This is a genomic window from Aeromonas sp. S12(2024) (assembly GCF_041402305.1).
GTDB classification, from domain to species: Bacteria; Pseudomonadota; Gammaproteobacteria; order Enterobacterales; family Aeromonadaceae; genus Aeromonas; species Aeromonas veronii.
The window spans coordinates 41,166-60,796 of record NZ_JBGLRB010000009.1 but is presented as its reverse complement, the minus strand read 5'-3'; the positions used below and the strand labels follow the sequence as shown (position 1 = coordinate 60,796).

17 protein-coding genes and 1 pseudogene are annotated in these 19,631 nt (G+C 61.6%); all 18 read left to right on the top strand.

All coding sequences use genetic code 11. From position 1 onward, the window contains the following. The first annotated feature begins 3 nt into the window (after positions 1-3). The gene (locus ACB035_RS10565) at positions 4-1,167 is read left to right on the top strand and encodes a VWA domain-containing protein (protein WP_371167240.1); all 1,164 of its coding nucleotides are present in this window, start codon (positions 4-6) and stop codon (positions 1,165-1,167) included. 54 nt (positions 1,168-1,221) lie between these two features. After that, positions 1,222-2,343: a beta-ketoacyl-ACP synthase III gene (locus ACB035_RS10560; protein ID WP_371167239.1), complete on the top strand. Its 1,122-nt coding sequence runs from the start codon at positions 1,222-1,224 to the stop codon at positions 2,341-2,343. Between the two features lie 49 nt (positions 2,344-2,392). Further along, positions 2,393-3,838, top strand: coding sequence for an HD domain-containing phosphohydrolase (locus tag ACB035_RS10555; RefSeq protein ID WP_371167238.1), 1,446 nt, complete (start codon positions 2,393-2,395; stop codon positions 3,836-3,838). 327 nt (positions 3,839-4,165) lie between these two features. Continuing rightward, positions 4,166-5,734 carry an ExeA family protein gene (locus ACB035_RS10550; RefSeq protein ID WP_236342823.1) on the top strand — a complete coding sequence of 523 codons (1,569 nt, stop codon included), beginning with the start codon at positions 4,166-4,168 and terminating at the stop codon, positions 5,732-5,734. Then, the gene (exeB, locus tag ACB035_RS10545) at positions 5,734-6,429 is read left to right on the top strand and encodes a GspB family T2SS assembly factor variant ExeB (protein ID WP_371167237.1); all 696 of its coding nucleotides are present in this window, start codon (positions 5,734-5,736) and stop codon (positions 6,427-6,429) included. The genes ACB035_RS10550 and exeB overlap by 1 nt, the downstream gene beginning before the upstream one ends. 227 nt (positions 6,430-6,656) lie before the next feature. Beyond that, complete coding sequence (gene exeC, locus ACB035_RS10540) at positions 6,657-7,490, top strand: GspC family type II secretion system variant ExeC (protein ID WP_371167288.1); 834 nt, start codon at positions 6,657-6,659, stop codon at positions 7,488-7,490. Positions 7,491-7,511: 21 nt separating this feature from the next. Beyond that, the gene (gene exeD / locus ACB035_RS10535; RefSeq protein ID WP_106842466.1) at positions 7,512-9,551 is read left to right on the top strand and encodes a GspD family T2SS secretin variant ExeD; all 2,040 of its coding nucleotides are present in this window, start codon (positions 7,512-7,514) and stop codon (positions 9,549-9,551) included. Then, complete coding sequence (gene exeE, locus ACB035_RS10530) at positions 9,551-11,056, top strand: GspE family T2SS ATPase variant ExeE (RefSeq protein WP_005338295.1); 1,506 nt, start codon at positions 9,551-9,553, stop codon at positions 11,054-11,056. Before exeD ends, exeE begins: the two co-directional genes overlap by 1 nt. Position 11,057: 1 nt before the next feature. Continuing rightward, positions 11,058-12,278 carry a GspF family T2SS innner membrane protein variant ExeF gene (gene exeF / locus ACB035_RS10525; protein ID WP_005338296.1) on the top strand — a complete coding sequence of 407 codons (1,221 nt, stop codon included), beginning with the start codon at positions 11,058-11,060 and terminating at the stop codon, positions 12,276-12,278. Between the two features lie 97 nt (positions 12,279-12,375). Beyond that, complete coding sequence (exeG, locus tag ACB035_RS10520; protein ID WP_257123442.1) at positions 12,376-12,807, top strand: GspG family T2SS major pseudopilin variant ExeG; 432 nt, start codon at positions 12,376-12,378, stop codon at positions 12,805-12,807. A 44-nt stretch (positions 12,808-12,851) separates the two neighbouring features. Next, positions 12,852-13,424 (top strand): GspH family T2SS minor pseudopilin variant ExeH, encoded by a 573-nt coding sequence (gene exeH, locus ACB035_RS10515; RefSeq protein WP_257123443.1) that lies wholly within the window; start codon positions 12,852-12,854, stop codon positions 13,422-13,424. Beyond that, positions 13,421-13,780 carry a GspI family T2SS minor pseudopilin variant ExeI gene (exeI, locus tag ACB035_RS10510; protein WP_021229089.1) on the top strand — a complete coding sequence of 120 codons (360 nt, stop codon included), beginning with the start codon at positions 13,421-13,423 and terminating at the stop codon, positions 13,778-13,780. The genes exeH and exeI overlap by 4 nt, the downstream gene beginning before the upstream one ends. After that, positions 13,777-14,424: pseudogene (gspJ, locus tag ACB035_RS10505) on the top strand (type II secretion system minor pseudopilin GspJ); the annotation flags it as partial. The gene exeI and the pseudogene gspJ, both read left to right, overlap by 4 nt. Positions 14,425-14,536: 112 nt before the next feature. Then, positions 14,537-15,538, top strand: coding sequence for a GspK family T2SS minor pseudopilin variant ExeK (exeK, locus tag ACB035_RS10500; protein ID WP_371167236.1), 1,002 nt, complete (start codon positions 14,537-14,539; stop codon positions 15,536-15,538). 122 nt (positions 15,539-15,660) lie between these two features. After that, the gene (exeL, locus tag ACB035_RS10495) at positions 15,661-16,845 is read left to right on the top strand and encodes a GspL family type II secretion system protein ExeL (RefSeq protein WP_371167235.1); all 1,185 of its coding nucleotides are present in this window, start codon (positions 15,661-15,663) and stop codon (positions 16,843-16,845) included. Beyond that, positions 16,842-17,333: a GspM family type II secretion system protein ExeM gene (exeM, locus tag ACB035_RS10490; protein WP_042083641.1), complete on the top strand. Its 492-nt coding sequence runs from the start codon at positions 16,842-16,844 to the stop codon at positions 17,331-17,333. Before exeL ends, exeM begins: the two co-directional genes overlap by 4 nt. Further along, positions 17,330-18,097: a GspN family type II secretion system protein ExeN gene (gene exeN, locus ACB035_RS10485; protein WP_236269683.1), complete on the top strand. Its 768-nt coding sequence runs from the start codon at positions 17,330-17,332 to the stop codon at positions 18,095-18,097. The genes exeM and exeN overlap by 4 nt, the downstream gene beginning before the upstream one ends. 316 nt (positions 18,098-18,413) lie before the next feature. Then, positions 18,414-19,622 (top strand): tyrosine-type recombinase/integrase, encoded by a 1,209-nt coding sequence (locus ACB035_RS10480; protein ID WP_371167234.1) that lies wholly within the window; start codon positions 18,414-18,416, stop codon positions 19,620-19,622. Positions 19,623-19,631 lie beyond the last annotated feature (9 nt).

Here is a 19,631-nt window from a genome sequence, read left to right as displayed (position 1 = left end):
CCCATGCTGATCGACTTTTTTACCCACCTGCGCCGCCACAAGCTCCCCTGCAGCCTGCGCGAACTGCTGGACTTGCACGCCGCGCTGGCGGCCCGGCTGGTCGCTGTCGATATGGAGGAGTTCTACCAACTCTCCCGCTGCCTGCTGGTAAAAGACGAGGCCCACTACGATCGCTTCGATCGCGCCTTCGCCGAATACTACGAGGGGCTGGAAGCCATCCCCCTGCTGCCGGAAAACCTGCCCGAGGAGTGGCTGCGCAAGGAGTTCGAACGACTGTTGAGCCCAGAGGAGAAGGCGCTGCTCAAATCCCTTGGCGGACTCGACAAGCTGCTTGAAACCCTTAACCAGCGCTTAAGCGAGCAGAAAGAGCGCCACGCCGGTGGCAACAAGTGGGTGGGAACCGGTGGCAGCAGCCCGTTTGGCCATGGCGGTTTTCACCCCGAGGGGGTGCGCATGGGTGGAGAGGGGCAGCACGGCAAGGCGGCCAAGGTGTGGGAGGCCCGTCACTATCGCAACTTCAGCGATGACTCGCCGCTCGGCCAGCGCGCCATTCAGCTGGCGCTGCGCAAACTCAGGCGTTGGGTGCGCAAAGGCAATCCCGACGAGCTGGATCTCGACGACACCATAAAAAGTTCAGCCCGCCAGGGCTGGCTCGATGTGAAGCTGCGGCCCGAGCGCCACAACGGGGTGAAGCTGTTGGTTTTCTTCGATGTGGGAGGTTCCATGGATGCCCACGTGGCCGAGGTCCAGCGTCTCTTCTCTGCGTTGCGCCACGAGTTCAAGCATCTGGAGTACTTCTATTTTCACAACTGCCTCTACGACTTCGTCTGGAAGGATAACGCCCGCCGCTTTGAGGAGCGGTTCGATACCCTGCGCCTACTGCGCACCTATGGCAGTGACTACCGGGTGATCCTGGTGGGGGATGCCACCATGGGCCCCTACGAGATCACCTGGCCCGGCGGCAGCGTCGAGCAGTGGAACGAGGAGTCGGGTCAGGTGTGGCTCACCCGATTGCAGCAGCACTTTCCCAAACTGGTGTGGATCAACCCCACTCCGCGGCGGGAGTGGCTCTGGCATCCCTCCATCAAACTGATGAATGACGTGGTTGGCGGACGGATGCATCCGCTGACCCTGGCGGGTCTCGCCGCGGCGATCGACCAGCTGTAACCCTCTCACCCCTATAAACCGACAAGCCGGGAACGCACCCGGCGAGGAGCAAAGATGACCTCTATCGTGATCAGTGGCTCAGGCCTCTATACCCCACCCTTTGCCGTCAGCAATGAAGAGCTGGTGGCCGCCTTCAACCAGTATGTGGATCTCTACAACGAGGAGAACGCCTCCGCCATCGACGCCGGCCAGCTCCCCGCCAAGCAGCACTCCAGCTGCGAGTTCATCGAGAAGGCCTCCGGCATCAAGAGCCGTTATCTGGTGAGCCGCGAAGGGGTACTCAACCCCGACATCATGCAGCCGCTGCTGGCGGAGCGGCCCGATGAGATGCCCTCCATCATGGTGGAGATGGCGGTGGCCGCCGCCGAGCAGGCACTGATCGCCGCCGGCCGCGAGCCCGGCGAGATCGATCTGGTAATCGTCGCCGCCTCCAACATGCCGCGCCCCTACCCGGCTCTGGCCATCGAGCTGCAGCACTATCTGGGGGCGAGCGGCATGGCCTTTGATATGAACGTGGCCTGCTCGTCTGCCACCTTCGGCATCAAGACAGCCGCCGACATGCTGGCGGCAGACACAGCCAAACTGGCACTGGTAGTCAATCCGGAGATCTGCTCGGGGCACCTCAATTTCCGGGACAGAGACAGTCACTTTATCTTCGGCGATGCCTGCACCGCTGTGCTGCTGGAGCGGGAGGCCGATTGCAAGATGGCCAATCCGTGGCAACTGGTGGCCAGCAAGCTGGTGACCCAATACTCCAACAACATCCGCAACAACTTCGGCTTTCTGAACCGGCTGAGCCCGCGCACCCGCTACGGCGACGACAAGCTGTTTCGCCAGCAGGGGCGCAAGGTGTTCAAGGAGGTGTTGCCGCTGGTGTGCGACCAGATAGCCAACCAGCTCGATGAGCAGGGCTGGCCTGCCGAGAGCCTGAACCGGCTCTGGCTCCATCAGGCCAACCTCACCATGAACCAGTTCATCGGCCGCAAGCTGCTCGGTCACGATGCCAGCCAGCAGGAGGCGCCGGTCATTCTTGATAGCTATGGTAATACCAGCTCGGCGGGTTCCATCATCGCGTTTCATCTGTACAATCGCGACCTTCCTGCGGGTGCTCGCGGCGTACTGTGCTCCTTTGGCGCTGGCTACTCCATCGGTAGCCTGCTGCTGCGGCGCCTGTAATGGCGGGCCTCCCGCCGACATAACAATAACCAGCAACATGGGTGGGAATATGCAGAGGATCACGGGGCGCTGCGCCCTGCACTACGGGGTAACCCTGTCACTATTTTGTCTCTATGGCTGGCAGGTTTGCCCGTTTCTCGAGAGTCTCACCCTGCCCCAGTTGCTGGGGCCGACCCTGGTGACGTTCGCCATCATGTTCGCCGTGCGCAATTGGCTGCTCTCAAGAAGGCCCTTGGCGCGCAACGGGCTGGACGGGTTTGGACTGGAGGTGGGTTTCTACCTGCTGGGAGCACTGCTGCTCTCGGGCTACAACGCCCTGACCCACGACTTCCCGCTGGAGAGTCACCTCAAGGTGCTGCTGGGGATGACCACCCTCGGCTTTCTGGTGGCGGCCGATCTGACCCTGGAGCGGGATTGGAATCGGGCCAGAACACGGCAAGCCGAGCAGAGCCTGGCACTGAGCCACCCGCTGGCCATGCCGCTGCCACGCAAGTTCACCCTCTTTACCCTGGCGACCCTCACCCTGCTGGGCGGCGTCTTCTTCTTGCTGTTCAACAAGGATCTGGAGTGGCTGGTGACGGTGGAGCGCAGCCTGCCGAGGGTCGATGCGCAGCACTACATCCTGTCGGAGATCGCCTTCGTAATGACGGTGACCTTCTGCTATCTCGCCCTCATTATTCACGGTTATGGTCGCAATCTCGGCCTATCCCTGCGCCAGCAGACCAGCACCATGGCCAGAGTACAGTGTGGTGACTTCGACGCCCGGGTGCCGGTCACCCGGGATGACGAGTTTGGCCTTATCGCCGCCAGCACCAATCAGATGATCGGTGAGCTGAAATCCCGCAGCGACGAGCTCAACCTGACCCGTGACGTGGCCATCCTCGGCCTCGCCTCCCTGGCGGAGACCCGTGACAACGAGACCGGCGCCCATATCATTCGCACCCAGCACTACGTCAAGGCGCTGGCGCAATACCTCAGTCGCAGCGATTGGGATCGCTATCCGCTCGATGACGCTACCATCGATCTGCTGTTCAAGTCGGCCCCTCTGCACGATGTGGGCAAGGTGGGCATTCCCGATGCCATCCTGCTCAAACCGGGCAAGCTGACCGACGAGGAGTTCGCCATCATGAAGCGCCACCCGCAGATCGGCGCCGATGCGCTGGCGAGCGCCGAGGCGCAGCTGGGCTCCAACTCCTTCTTGCGGCTGGCCCGGGAGATCTCCCTCACCCACCACGAGAAGTGGGATGGCAGCGGCTATCCGGCAGGGCTGGCGGGTGAGGACATTCCCCTCTCCGGGCGCTTGATGGCGGTAGCGGATGTCTACGATGCCCTCATCTCGAAACGGGTCTACAAACCTGCTTTCAGCCATGAAGAAGCGAAGGAGATCATCGTGAAGGGGAGTGGTAGCCATTTTGATCCCGGCATTGTCGCGGCGTTTCTCGCCTGCGAAGCGCAGTTCAGGGAGATTGCCGCGCAGTTTCAGGATCACCACTGAGCAAGTACATGCCGACCAGCTTGCCCTGATGGCTGACAGGGCAACCGGCGTCATAAATTGTACACAAACAGGTCTGACCATGGCCGACTCAGCACCATGCTGACGGCCTTTGCCACGCCGCGCCCATATTGATATTTCCCTTTATTTACAGCTATTTTTTGTCATTTTGTGATCCGGATTCGTGCCAATGACGCAACCGGGATCACAAGATGGCAGGAAAAGGCCGCAATTTGCCCTCCGGCGCCAATGATGGCTTCCAATGAAAGCGAGGTTTGCTATCATCCGGAGACATTTTTCATCTGTCGCCGGCTACAAAAGAATACCCTCATGTACACACAGTTCTTCGGCCTCTCGGAACACCCGTTTTCCATCTCGCCCAATCCCAAGTACCTCTATATGAGCGAGCGCCACGGCGAAGCCCTTGCTCATCTCAACTATGGATTGCAGGATGGCGGCGGCTTTGTGCTGCTGACCGGCGAAGTGGGCACTGGCAAAACCACCGTCTCCCGCTGCCTGCTGCAACAGCTGCCCGCCGAGACCGAGATCGCCTATATCCTCAACCCCTCCCTGACCGAACGGGATCTGCTGGCCGCCATCTGCGACGAGTTTCAACTCCCCTATCCCGAAGATGCCGGGATCAAGCGGCTGTTCGACCTTATTCGCGATCACCTGCTGGCCAACCTGGCGGCAGGCAAGCGCAGCGTGGTACTGGTGGATGAGGCGCAGCACCTGCTGCCCGGCGTACTGGAGCAGCTGCGTCTACTCACCAACCTCGAAACCGACGAACGAAAACTGCTGCAAGTGGTGCTGATCGGTCAGCCCGAGCTGCAACAGATGCTGCGCCAACCCCTGCTGCGTCAGCTGGCCCAGCGCATTACCGCCCGCTATCACCTGCTGCCGCTCTCCCACAGCGATGTAGATGCCTACGTCCGCTTCCGGCTGCAAGTTGCAGGCTGCGTACAACCCATCTTCACCCCACGCGCCATCAAGACGCTCCATCGCCTGAGTGGCGGCATCCCCCGTTTCATCAACCTCATCTGCGACCGCGCCCTGATCGCCGCTTTCGCCCGTGGCAGCTACAAGATTGTCCACAGCGATATCAGCCAGGCCGCCTTCGAGGTCAATGGCGTTCGGGACGAAGGGAGCTGGGCCTCCGGTCTGATGGTGACGCTGGCGGGCGCCCTGCTGGTGGCCGCAGGCTGGTGGGGCTGGCAATTTTTCGGCGTGTTCCCCACCCGTCCGGTAGTCAAGGTCGAGGTGCCGGTCACCATCGATGAGACCGCCGAGCAGCAGGAGCAGCTGACCGAGGCGATCAATCAGGCCATCGACCCCGACAGCGCCATGCAGAATCTCTATCGGGTCTGGGGGTATGAACCGGAACCGTTCGAAGCAACCTGCGATAACGCCCCCCGTGCCGGTCTGCGCTGTCAGGAGGGAGAGGCAAGCCTTGACGAGCTGCGCGCCCTGCAGTATCCCGCCATGGTCACGCTCACTGACCAGACTGGCGGCCTCTACTACGCGACCCTAGTCAATCTGGGGCCGAACAAGGCCAGCCTGATGATCGGCGACCAGAGCTGGCAGGTGGATCGCCAGTGGCTCAGCGACAACTGGGGCGGTAGCTACACCCTGCTCTGGCGTATGCCGAAAGGGGGCGTCAGCCTGATCGCCAGCAATGCCGGTCAGACCCAGATCCAGTGGCTCGACAACGCCCTGAGCCGTGCGCTGCAACAACCCGAGCGCAAGGTGCGCCGTTTCGATGGCGAGCTCAAGAACAAGCTGCAGCAGTTCCAGCGGGATCAGGGGCTGACCCCTGATGGCATCGCGGGCAGCAACACCCTGCTGCGTCTCAACGCCCTCTCCGGTGAACCCATGCCCAGACTGGAGGAGGCCTCCTGATGTCTACCCTGCTCAAGGCGCTGCACCGTGCGCAGCAACCGCAACTCTCTGCCCATATTCCGGCCATGGGCTTGCCCATGCCCCGGGAAGAGGAGCGCAACCCACGCCGCATCGGCTGGCTGCTGGCTCCCCTTGCCCTGTTGCTGGGGGCGGGCGCCAACTATGGCTGGCATCTGATCCACCTGCGCCCCATCGAGGAGAAGGTGGAGGTGAAAAAGGTGATCACCCCGCCCTTCGTGCGGGTCGAACCCAAGGCGATGGTGACCCGTCCGCTACCCCCGCCCCTGCCGGAGCCGGTGGTCCAACCCAGAGCAGTGGCCAAAAACGAGGGGTTCAGTCAGGGGAATACCCCCACGCTGAGTCTGGCCGAGCAACTGATGAAAGCCCTCAATGAAACCCCATTGCAGGAGACGCCACACGCCACCGGCCAGAACAACGTGCAACCGGCCCAGTTGATGGCGCTGGGCTCGGCACCCCAATCGGTGCGCCAGCAGGTACCTCAGCTGAACTACGGCTCTCATGTGTTCTCCTCCAACCCCGCCAAGCGGGCCGTGGTGCTCAATGGCCGGGAATACCGGGAGGGGAGCGAAATCGCCCCGGGGGTCGTGCTCGCCACCATCGACCAGCAATACATAGTGCTGCAGGTCGCCGGACAGAGCGTGACCCTCAAGGCGCTGCAGGATTGGCGAGGGTGAGTACACACCGTACCCTGATGTTCGCAGGCAAGCAGGATGCACCTCACCTGAGTGCCACTTTTGTGAGCATTCAAAGGTTTACGGTGTGATGAAATATCCATTTTTACGGTTTGGCGCGCCCCGACCCGTTGTGTCACAGCCACCGGCCGTACACAATACGCAGCCGCCCCAGAGCCTGGAATTTGTTGATTAATATGACGCTACGATTCAGGGATGACATCTTGACCATGCTGCTGGCCCAGTGCCGGCGGCTTCCCATGACCAGAGTCACCCAGGTGGCCTTTCTGGCGCTGCTGATCATGCTGGCCCAGCAGAGCGCCGCCCTCACCTGGCGTCTGCTCACCCTGGCAAGCCCGCAAACCAGCCAACCGTGGCAACCCTCCGCCGTGGCGGTCAGCGGCCAGAGCAACCCGCGCCTTGAACTGGGCGAGGTGAGCCGACTGGCACTTTTTGGCAAGGCGATCCCCAAGGCGCAAGCCAAGACCGCCGTGGCCGCCAATGCGCCGCGAACCCAGCTCAATGCCCAGCTCAACGGTGTGCTGGCCAGCTCGGATCCCGCCAAATCCATCGCCATCATCGCCATGTCCGGCATCCAGAACTCCTACGGGGTCGGTGACATGATTGACGGCACCCAGGCGCGGATCCGGCAGGTCTATCCGGATCGGGTGATCATCGAGCGGGATGGCCGCGACGAGACCCTGATGCTGGATGGCGAGGAGTATGGCAAGCCGCTGCCGCAGACCAACGCCGCCCCCCTTGGCTCCCTGCGCAGCGAGCTGATGGCCGATCCGGGCAAGATCACCGATTACCTCAATATTTCACCGGTTCAGGTGGATGGCCGCATGACCGGTTATCGCCTCAATCCGGGCAGCAATCCTGAGTTTTTCAACCAGAGCGGGCTGCAGGCCAATGACCTGGCCATCAACATCAACGGGCTGGATTTACGGGACAACATGCAAGCCATGCAGGCGATGCAGCAGATGGCTGGCGCAACGGAAATGACAGTGACCGTCGAGCGACAGGGCGAACAGTTCGACATCTATGTGCGCTTGTCAGAATAATGATTTGGAGTCGTACCAATAATGACCACTAAAGGGAAAAGCTGGCGTCTGGCCACTATCGCAGCGGCACTGATGATGGCGGGCTCAGCCTGGGCCACCGAATACTCTGCCAGTTTCAAGAACGCCGACATTGAAGAGTTCATCAATACGGTGGGCAAGAACCTCAATAAAACCATCATCATAGAGCCATCGGTGCGCGGCAAGATCAACGTGCGCAGCTACGACCTGCTCAATGAGGAGCAGTACTACCAGTTCTTCCTGAGCGTGCTCGACGTCTACGGCTTTGCCGTGGTGCCGATGGACAACGGGGTGCTCAAGGTGCTGCGCTCGCGGGATGCCAAGACCTCCGCCATTCCGGTGGTGGATGGCAGCAACCCGGGCTCCGGCGACGAGATGGTGACCCGGGTCGTACCGGTGCGCAACGTCTCGGTCCGCGAACTGGCGCCGCTGCTGCGCCAACTCAACGACAACGCCGGTGGTGGCAACGTGGTGCACTACGAGCCCTCCAACGTGCTGCTGATCACCGGCCGCGCCGCCGTGGTCAACCGTCTGGTGGAGGTGGTGAACCGGGTCGACCGCGCAGGCGATCAGGATGTGGACATCATCAAGCTCAAATTCGCCTCGGCGGGGGAAATGGTGCGGCTGGTGACCAACCTCAACAAGGATGGCAACCCCCAGGGGGGCACCGCCTCCCTGCTGCTATCCCCCAAGGTGGTGGCCGACGAGCGCACCAACTCTGTGGTGGTGAGTGGTGAGCCGAAAGCGCGCGCCCGCATCATCCAGATGGTGCGCCAGCTCGACCGCGACCTGCAAAGCCAGGGCAACACCCGGGTCTTCTACCTCAAATATGGCAAGGCCAAAGACATGGTCGAGGTGCTCAAGGGCGTCAGCTCCAGCATCGAGGCCGACAAGAAGGGCGGCGGCGCAACCACAGGTGGCGCCAGCATCGGCGGTGGCAAGCTGGCCATCTCAGCCGACGAGACCACCAATGCGCTGGTCATCACCGCCCAGCCGGACGTGATGTCCGAACTGGAGCAGGTGGTGGCCAAGCTCGATATCCGCCGCGCCCAGGTGCTGGTGGAGGCGATCATCGTCGAGATGCAGGATGGCGACGGCCTCAGCCTTGGCGTCCAGTGGGGCAATGCCAACGGCGGCGGCACCCAGTTCACCAACTCCGGTCTGCCCCTCGGCAGCGCCATTGCGGCGGGCAAGGATTACCAGAATGGCAAGACCGACACAGCTGCCGGTCTGCTGAAAGAGTTCAACGGCATGGCCGCCGGTTTCTATCACGGCGACTGGGCCATGCTGGCCACGGCGCTGGCCTCCAATACCAAGAACGATATTCTCTCCACCCCGAGTATCGTCACCATGGATAACAAGGAGGCCTCCTTCAACGTCGGTCAGGAGGTCCCGGTCCAGAGCGGTTCGCAAAGCTCCACCACCAGCGATCAGGTGTTCAACACCATCGAGCGCAAGACGGTGGGCACCAAGCTGGTGGTGACCCCGCAGATCAACGAAGGGGATTCGGTGCTGCTCAATATCGAGCAGGAGGTCTCCAGCGTCGCCCAGACCCAGGCGACCGGTACTGCCAACCTTGGCCCCACTTTCGATACCCGTACCGTCAAGAACGCGGTGCTGGTCAAAAGCGGCGAAACTGTGGTGCTGGGCGGTTTGATGGACGAACAGACCAAGGAGCAGGTCTCCAAGGTGCCGCTGCTTGGCGATATTCCGGTGCTGGGCTATCTGTTCCGCTCCACCTCCAACACCACCTCCAAGCGCAACCTGATGGTCTTTATCCGGCCGACCATCTTGCGTGATGCGGATGTCTATACCGGTGTCTCCAGCAACAAGTACTCCCTGTTCCGCGCCGAGCAGCTCAATGCCGCCTCGCAGGAGGGGTATCTCACCTCCCCCGCCCGTCAGGTATTGCCTGCCTATGGCCAGGATGTGATGGTGTCGCCCGAGCTGCAAAAAGAGATCCAGAAGCAGATCAACGAGATGCGGAGCAGACAGCAGAACACTGTCGAGACCACCACCCCGTTTGTACAGAGTAAGCCCTGATGAGCGCCTACCATCTGGATGGAAGCGTCGGGCCTGCGCCACTGCCCGAGCTCCCCTTTGTCTTTGCCCGCAATTTCGGGGTGATCCTGATTGAGCGGGACGGCGCCCCCGTGCTGCAGTGCCGCCCTGGCGTCACCCCGCAAGCCCTGCTGGAAGTGCGGCGGGTCGCTGGTTGCAGCTTCGCGGTGGAGCAACTCGACAACGAGGCCTTCGAAGAGCTGCTGATGGCCCACTACCAGCGCGACTCTTCCGAGGCGCGCCAGCTGATGGAAGATCTCGGCAACGAGATGGACTTCTTCGCCCTGGCCGAAGAGCTGCCGCAAAGCGAAGATCTGCTGGATGCCGATGATGACGCCCCCATCATTCGCCTCATCAACGCCATGTTGAGCGAGGCGATCAAGGAGGAGGCCTCCGATATCCATATCGAGACCTTCGAGCGGGCACTGGTCATTCGTTTTCGCATCGATGGGGTACTGCGGGAGATCCTGCGCCCCCATCGCAAGCTAGCCTCACTCTTGGTCTCGCGGATCAAGGTGATGTCGCGGATGGATATCGCCGAGAAGCGGGTGCCGCAGGATGGCCGTATCTCGTTGCGTATCGGCGGCCGCGCCGTCGACGTGCGGGTCTCCACCATGCCGTCCAGCTACGGCGAGCGGGTGGTACTGCGTCTGCTCGACAAGAACAACGTGCGCCTCGAGCTCAAGCAGCTGGGGATGACCGCGGCCAACCGCACCATCATCAGCGAACTCATTCGCAAGCCCCACGGCATTATTCTGGTCACCGGCCCGACCGGTTCCGGTAAATCCACCACCCTCTATGCGGCGCTGTCAGAAATCAACTCGCGGGATCGCAACATCCTGACGGTGGAAGACCCCATCGAATATGACCTCGAAGGGGTGGGCCAGACCCAGGTCAACACCAAGGTGGACATGACCTTCGCCCGCGGCCTGCGCGCCATCCTGCGTCAGGATCCGGATGTGGTGATGGTGGGGGAAATTCGAGATCTGGAAACCGCCCAGATCGCGGTGCAGGCGTCGCTGACCGGTCACCTGGTGATGTCGACCCTGCACACCAACACCGCCATCGGTGCCATCACCCGGATGCGGGACATGGGGATCGAGCCCTTCCTGCTCTCCTCGTCGCTCTTGGCGGTGCTGGCCCAGCGGCTGGTGCGTACCCTCTGCCCCGATTGCCGCGCCCCTCGCCCCATCACCGAGCAGGAGCGCCTCGCCATGGGCATCGAGCTGGCCCCCGATCAGCAGGTATGGCGTCCGGTCGGCTGCGAGCTGTGCAACCACACCGGCTACCGTGGCCGGACCGGCATCCACGAGCTGGTGGTGATCGACGAAGCGGTGCGTGAAGCCATTCACAGCGCCAGCGGCGAGCTCGCCATCGAGCGACTGATCCGCGGCCACACCCCCAGCATCCGCCGTGATGGCATCGACAAGGTCCTCAAGGGGCAAACCAGCCTCGAAGAGGTGCTGCGCGTGACCCGGGAAGATTGAGATGGCGGCATTCGAATACAAGGCCCTCGACAACAAGGGGCGCAGCAAGAGCGGCGTGATGGAGGGGGATTCCGCCCGCCAGGTGCGCCAGCTGCTGCGCGAACAGGGGCTCACCCCCCTCGAGGTGAACGAGACCACCGAGAAGGCGAAACGGGAAGCGACCCGCTTCGCCCTGTTTCGGCGCGGCGCCAGTACAGCCGAGCTGGCCCTTATCACTCGCCAGCTGGCCACTCTGGTGGGGGCCGGTCTCACCATCGAAGAGGCACTCAAGGCAGTGGCCGAGCAGTGCGAAAAGGCCCACTTGCGCTCTCTGGTGGCGACCGTGCGCAGCAAAGTGGTGGAAGGCTATTCGCTGGCCGACTCGCTGGGGGCCTTTCCCCATGTATTCGACCAGCTGTTTCGCTCCATGGTGGCGGCCGGTGAAAAATCGGGCCATCTGGAGAAGGTGCTCAACCGCCTTGCCGACTACACCGAGCAGCGCCAGCATATGCGCACCAAGCTGCTGCAGGCGATGATCTACCCCATCGTGCTCACCTGTGTCGCTATCGGGGTTATCTCGATCCTCCTTACCGCCGTGGTGCCCAAGGTGGTAGCCCAGTTTGAACATATGGGTCAACAGTTGCCGGGCACCACCCGCTTTCTCATCGGTACCAGCGAACTGATGCAGGCCTACGGCCTCTGGTTCCTGCTGCTGATATTCCTTGGCAGCTTTGTCTGGCGCTGGTGGCTCACCGATGAAAAGCGCCGCAGACGCTGGCATCAGGTGCTACTCGGTCTGCCGGTGATTGGCCGGGTCAGCCGCGGTCTCAACACCGCCCGCTTCGCTCGCACTTTAAGCATCCTCAACGCCAGTGCGGTACCGCTGCTGGAAGGGATGAAGATCTCCGGCGAAGTGCTCTCCAACGACTTTGCCAGAATGCGCATTCTCGAGGCCGCCGAACGGGTGCGCGAGGGGACCAGTCTGCGCAAGTCGCTGACCGAGACCAAGATTTTCCCGCCCATGATGCTGCACATGATCGCCTCCGGCGAGCAGAGCGGCGAGCTCGACAGCATGCTGGAGCGGGCGGCAGACAACCAGGATCGGGAGTTTGAATCCCAGGTCAATATCGCCCTCGGGGTGTTCGAACCCATGCTGGTGGTCTCCATGGCCGGGGTGGTGCTGTTTATCGTGATGTCGATCCTGCAGCCGATCCTCGAGCTCAACAATATGGTGAATATGTAAGTTTCCGGCGTTCGATAGCCCCGCTGGCGGCCCGTCGAACCCACCCAGTGATCACTCTCTGATGGGCTATCCCATCTCATTCGTTACGGAGCAACTCATGAACAAACGTCGTCAATCCGGTTTTACCCTGCTGGAAGTCATGGTGGTCATCGTGATCCTCGGCATTCTGGCCAGTCTGGTGGTGCCCAACCTGATGGGCAACAAGGAAAAGGCTGACCAGCAGAAAGCGGTCTCCGACATCGTGGCGCTGGAAAATGCCCTCGACATGTACAAGCTGGACAACAACCGCTACCCGACCACCGAACAGGGTCTGGACGCACTGGTGACCAAACCCTCCATCGACCCGGCGCCGCGCAGCTACCGCGATGGCGGCTACATCAAGCGCCTGCCGCAAGACCCCTGGGGCAACCCGTATCAACTGCTGAGCCCGGGCCAGTACGGCAAGATCGACATCTTCTCCATGGGTCAGGATGGCGAAGCCGGTACCGATGACGACATCGGCAACTGGAACCTGAAGGATTTCCAATAAGTGATTAACCGCCGCGTGCACTCTGTGTTGCTGGAGCAGTCCGAATGAGGGCTGCACCATCTGCCCGTCGCCAATCCGGCTTTACCCTGCTGGAAGTGTTGCTGGTCGCCATGCTGATGGGGCTGGTGGCTACCGCCGTCACCCTCAGCATGGGAGGCGCCAGAGGGGATCGGGAGCTGGACAAGCAGGCGCGCCGCCTGATGGCGACCCTGCAGCTGGCGCAGGAGTATGCGGTGATGGATGGTCGGCTGGTGGGCATTCGTATCGAGGATAACGGCTGGCAGTTTATGCAGCGTCAGGCCAAGGATCGCAAGTGGCTGGCCCTGACTGGCGACAAGCAACTTGGGCCGGTGCAACTGGCCGAGAACATGACGCTGGCGCTGGAGCTGGAAGGCTTTGGCTGGCAGCCGGACTCCGACGAGAAAACCGAACAGAAGCGCGACGAGAAGGAGCGCACGCCGCAGTTGCTCATCTTCCCGGGCGGCGAGCTGAGCCCGTTCGTGCTCACCTTCACCCAGCAGGATGAGGATGCCCGCTACACCCGCATCGTCAAAGGGGACGAGTTCGGCCGCCTCACCCTGCTCACCGGCGATGAAGATGAAGAGGTGAGCGAATGAAAGCCCGGGGCATGACACTACTCGAAGTCATGGTCGCACTGGCCGTCTTTGCCATCGCGGGTCTCGCGGTAATGAAAACCGCCAGCGAACATCTCTCTGCCCTCAACTATCTGGAGCAGAAGACACTCGCCACCTGGGTGGTGGAGAACCAGCTGGTGCAACAGAAGCTCGAGAACAAGTGGCCCGGTGACAGCTGGGTGGAAGGGGATGAGCAGATGGCGGGCAGCACCTGGTACTGGCGCTATCGCGGCGTCGCCACCGCCGACAACAACTTCCGGGCGCTCGATATGGAAGTGCGCACCGAGGCCAAGGCCGAGAACCCGGTCGCCATGATGCGGACCTATATCAGCCGATGACCCAGCTATCCGCCCGCACGCCTCGCCCCGTCCGCCATGCCGGTTTCACCCTGCTCGAAATGCTGGTGGCGATCGCCATCTTCGCCACTCTCAGCATGGGCGCCTATCAGGTGCTGCAAGGGGTGCTCACCAGCGACGAGGTAGCCAAGCGCAAGGAGGCCCGCCTCAACGAATTGCAGCTCGCCTTCACCCTGCTGGAGCGAGACATCACCCAAATGGTGCCGCGCAGCGGTCGCATCGAGGGGGAGAACAACAAGGTGCTGCTGGCGGCCTCCCGCTTCGGCCAGCAGAGCGATGACTGGGGCATGGCCTTTATGCGCAGCGGCTGGCTCAACCCGGACGGCATGCTGCCCCGCTCCCATCTGCAACGGGTCGGCTGGCGACTCAAGGATCAGAAGCTGGAGCGCCTGAGCTACCTCTATCCGGATCCGGTGATCGGCACCGAGCCGCGCATCCAACCGGTGCTGACAGGGGTCACGGCGTTTCGCCTCTACTTCTTCGACAAGGGCAACTGGAAAGAGGAGTGGAGCCAGCGCAGCGTGCTGCCCCACGGGCTGGCGGTAGAGCTGGATCTGGAAGATTACGGCACCATTCGCCGTCAGTTCCTGATTGGTGCCGGAGGCCAGCGCGCCGAAGAGAACAGCCAGAGCAGCAATCCCGACCAAGGGGGTGGCAGCAACAGCAACAACGGGAACAGTGGCGGCAACGGCAATACCAATGGCGGTAATGGTGACAACCAGAACGGAGGGGGCGCCAATGCGGGCTAATCTCGCCGCCCCCGGTCGCCAGCGCGGCATGGCGCTGCTGGTGGTGCTGCTGATCCTCTCGGTGATGGTGATCATCGCCAGCAATATGAGCGGCCGCCTGCAGCTTGAGCTTCGCCGCACCGCCAACATCACCACCGGCAAACAGGCATGGTGGTATGCCCTCTCGGCAGAGGCGCTGGTGAGCAAGGTGCTGACGCAGGATTTCAAGGACAATCCCGAGGTGGTCAACCTCAGCCAGAACTGGGCCCGCAAGAACACTGTATTTCCGGTGGACGATGGCCAGCTCAAGGGCGAGGTGACCGACCTGCAATCCTGCTTCAACCTCAACAGCCTGAGCGTGGCCTCCAAGGCGGGGAGCGGCGAGGAGCTGGCGCAGCAGCCCTATCCGGTGCAGGTATTTCGCGAACTGCTCAAACAGCTGGCGATGGATGATTACGAGGCGGCCCAGCTCACCGATGCCATCCGTGACTGGACCGACAAGGATACTGTGCTGGTCTCCAGCCTTGGCGCAGAGGACTCCTATTACGAGGGGCTCAAGCCCCCCTATCTGACCGCCAATCAGTGGATGCTTGGCAAGGATGAGCTGAGGGCGGTGCGCGGGGTGACGGCCCGGGTCTATGCCAAACTGGCACCCTACGTCTGCACCCTGCCCAACGACAAGTTGAAGATCAATATCAATACCCTTGCCCCCCAGCGCCCCGAGCTGCTGGTCGCCCTCTATCTGGGTACTATCGGGCTGGATGACGCCAAGCGAGTACTGAACGAGCGGCCACAGAAGGGGTGGAAAGAGAGCAAGCTGATGACAGACATGCTCGCTCCGGTCGATGCGGTGAAAGGGCTGAAAGAGGCGCTGGTGGTCAAGAGCGACTTCTTCGAAGCCCGAGTCGTGGCCGAGGTCGGCGACAACCGGGCCTGGCTCGAAACCCTGTTCCAGCGGGGCAAGGACAATAAACTGGTGATGTTGCGCCGCCTCAGTAGTGGCGCCGAATAAACAGCGCATCTGCGGGCCCTCGCCCGCGGGTTCGAGAGATGTTGGATGCAGCCTGCGGGCTGCGCACCGGTTGCCAGGGCGCACAACGCCCTTTGCAAACCGGTATCGCAGGAGAGAGATGCGTGAGCGAAAGTCTGGTCATCCGACTGGGGACCAATAAACAACAACCCGTGGCCTGGCTGGTCTGGTCCGGTCAGGAGCAGGAGATCATCGCCTCCGGCACCCTACCTTCGGCCGATGCCCTGAGCGAGCTGCAGGAGCGGGCCGGTGGCCGCCCCGTGGTCACCCTGGTGCCGGGCAGCGATCTGATCTTCCGGCGCGTCACCCTGCCGGGTCGCTACAACCGCCAGTCGGCGGCGGCCCTCCCCTACCTGCTGGAGGAGCAGACCGCCTCCGATGTGGACGAGCTCCATCTGGTGGTGCTGGCCCACGAGGGCCAGCAGGTGGATCTGATGGCAGTGGATCGGCAGAAGATGGGCGAGTGGCTCGGCTGGCTCGATGCCGCTGGCCTCAAGAGCCTGCAACTGCTGCCCGATGTGCTGGCGCTGCCACAGGCCGCTGATGGCTGGTCTGCGCTGCAACTCGGCAATGAGTGGCTGGTGCGCCAGGGCCCCTGTCAGGGGATCGTCGCCGACGAGCCGCTGCTGGCCATCTTGCTGGCAACCGAAGTCGAGCCAGTCACCATCCACAGCCACACCCCGGTGCCCGCCATTGCCGCCGCCAACTGGCAGGCGGCGGAGCCCGAGCTGCCCATGCTGCTGCTGGCCAAGGGGGCCCTCACCTGCCGCGCCAACCTGCTGACCGGCCCCTACCGGCCGCAGACCGAATATGCCCGCTACTGGTTGCAGTGGCGCAAGGTAGCCATCACCGCGGGTCTGTTGCTGCTGGTGGCCCTCGGCCAGCGCGGGGTGCAACTCTATCAGCTCACCGAGCAGGACAAGGCGCTGAAAGCGGAGATCCGCGCCGTCTATACCCGCATCTTCCCGGGTGAAAGCCGCATCGTGAACGTGCGCAGCCAGATGACCCAGCATCTGCAACAGATGGGACAAGCCCCGCAAAACGGCGTACTGCTGATGCTCACCGAGCTGGCCCCCACCTTTGCCGAAGTACCCGGCCTCAAGCCGCAGGTGATGCGCTTTGATGCCAGTCGCCGCGAGCTGCGGCTGCAGGTCACCGCCCCCGGCTTTGCCGAGATCGAGCGGTTCCGCGAGCTGGCAGGCAAGCAATTCGAGGTACAGCAAGGCGAGGTGCGCAGCACCGAGGGCAAGGTAGAGGGCGCACTGGTGCTCAAGGGTAAATCATCATGATGGAAAAATTGCAGAGCTGGTGGCACGGCATCACCGCACGGGAACAGCGGCTGGTGGTCACGGGTGGCGTTCTGCTGCTGGTCGGTCTCTTCTACTGGAGCGTCTGGCAGCCCATCGCCAACCGCATCGCAGAGCGGGAGCGGCAGGTGCAGAACCAGCAGCAGACCCTCGCCTGGCTCAAGGAGAAAGGTGAAGAGGTGCTGGCCATGCAGGGTGGCTCAGGTCGCCAGATCGACACCAGCGGCACCCTGGAAGGGGTGGTCAACCGCACCGCCTTCAACCACAAGATCAAGATTGCCCGGCTGCAACCCCAGGCGCAGGAGCTGCAAGTGTGGATCGACACGGTCCAGTTCGATGACTTGCTGCTCTGGCTCTCCACTCTGGTGGAGCAGCACGGCATTCAGGTTCAAATCATCGAGATCGCCCGCGAGGATCTGGCCCCGGGTCTGGTCAAGGTCAGACGTTTGCAGTTGAGTCGTCCACAATGAAAAAACGCATCCTGATTGCCAGCCTGTTTCTGGCCGCATATCTGGTATTCCTGCTGGCCACCCTGCCCGCGGCACTGGTGGCTCGCCATCTGCCGCTGCCTGCCAATGTTGCCAACCTGCTGAAACTGGAAGGGGTGAGCGGCACCCTCTGGAGTGGCCAGATTGCCCGACTGCAATATGCCAGCGAATCGGTGAACCAGCTGCGCTGGGATCTCAACGGCTGGTCGCTGCTGCGCTTCGCCCCCGAAGTGGCCATTCGCTTTGGCGATCGCAACGGCCTCAATGGTCAGGGCGTTGTCGGCTGGAATGGCGCCGCCTTCGGCCGCGACCTGACCCTCAATGCCCCGGCCCCCTGGTTGCTGAGCCGGGTGCCGATGCGCCTGCCGATCCCGCTCACCGTCAGCGGCCAGCTGCAGCTCAAAGTGGAACAGTTTGCTCAGGGCAACCCCTGGTGTGACAACCTCTACGGCAACCTCGACTGGTACAACGCCAGCGCCGATACCCCGGCGGGCAAGCTGGATCTGGCCGACCCCGAGCTGAAACTCACCTGCCTCGACTCCAAACTAGTGGCCGAACTCAAGCAGGGCTCCGATGCGGTGCAGACCATGGGTCGCCTCGAGCTGCAACCCAATGGCCAATACCTGTTCCAGGGCACCCTGAAACCGGGCCCAGAACTGCCACCGCAGATGCAACAGGGGCTCCCCTTCCTCGGCCAGCCCGACAGTCAGGGGCGCTTCCCCCTGCGCTATCAGGGGCGGATCTAAGCCATCATTCAAGGTGAAAATGGCTCAGGGACAACCCGAGCCATTTTTATCGTCCATGTGACGTGTCCGTTGAAATACCAGATACGGCAGATACAAAAAAGCCCAAGCGATTGAATCGCTTGGGCTTTCTCTTTGAATATGGCGGAGGAGGTGCCCGCCGCAATCAAGTCCAATCAACTCCACACAAACCCAACACACCATTTACTATCAGTAAGTTATAGCCAAGAATTGTCCAATCCATCCCAATCACATATTACCACTGCGCATGCTTGGTGGCATACTGCGTGGCATATTCAATTCTCAAGGAGGTTCCCTGATGGCAATCCTCACCGATACCAAAGCTCGTAACATCAAGCCGGAAGATAAACCCCTTGCTCACGGTGGCGTTACAGGCTTGACGCTACACCCTTCTACCGCCAAAGGCAGAGGCAAGTGGGTATTCCGCTATGTCAGCCCACTGACAAAGAAACGGCGGAATGCAGGCCTCGGGACTTACCCCGAGATATCCATCGCTGATGCAGCTCGAGACGCACAGGCAATGCGGGAACAGCTGGCGAATAACCTGGATCCGCTAGAGGTCCGACTGCAGGAGCAGAACAAGCCGAAGATCCCGACGTTGGAAGCATCTACCAGATTGGTCTACGAAAGCTTGTTACCAGGTTGGAAGAACCCCAAACACGGTAAGCAATGGATCACTACATTGGAGCAATATGCCTTTCCTACCATTGGCGCTATCTCCATTGATGCGATAACCCCAGCTAATATCGCTTCAGTTCTGCAACCGATATGGCTGACGATCCCGGAAACAGCAAGCCGTGTTAAGCAACGCCTACACGCAGTCATGGCTTGGGCATGGGCTCACGGCTATACCTCCGCAAACCCAGTAGATGTGGTGAGTCACTTACTACCGGCCCAACCCAGCAAATCAGTGAGGGTTGAACACCAGCCCGCGATGCCTTGGCGTGATATCCCCGCCTTTGTGCAAAAGCATCTGCGAACAGCGCAACAGTACGATGTAACCCGCTCCATGCTGGAGTTCTTGATCCTGACTGCATGTCGCTCAGGTGAAGTCAGAGCCATGAAGTGGTCAGAAGTAGACTTGGAAGCAAAGATCTGGACTTTACCTGCCGAGCGTATGAAAGCCAAGCAACAACATCGTATTCCGTTATCTCTTCGTGCCGTCGAAATCCTGAAGGGGTTAATGGGATTACATGACGAGTTGGTATTCCCTTCTCCCAGGGACCAAGTACCGCTCTCAGACACCGTGCTGACGATGTTTCTGAGAAGGGCCAAAGCGGAGAGCTGTACTCCTGGCCGAATGGCAACGGCACATGGCTTTCGTTCCAGCTTTCGAGACTGGTGCAGTGAGCAGGGCTACGCACGAGATCTCGCTGAACGAGCGTTAGCCCATACTGTGCAGAACAAGGTGGAAGCTGCGTACCATCGCACCGACTTGCTGGACCAACGGCGGCCCATGATGGATGCGTGGGCTGAGTTTGTATCCGGTAATTCACCAACTAAATAGGAAAGAAGC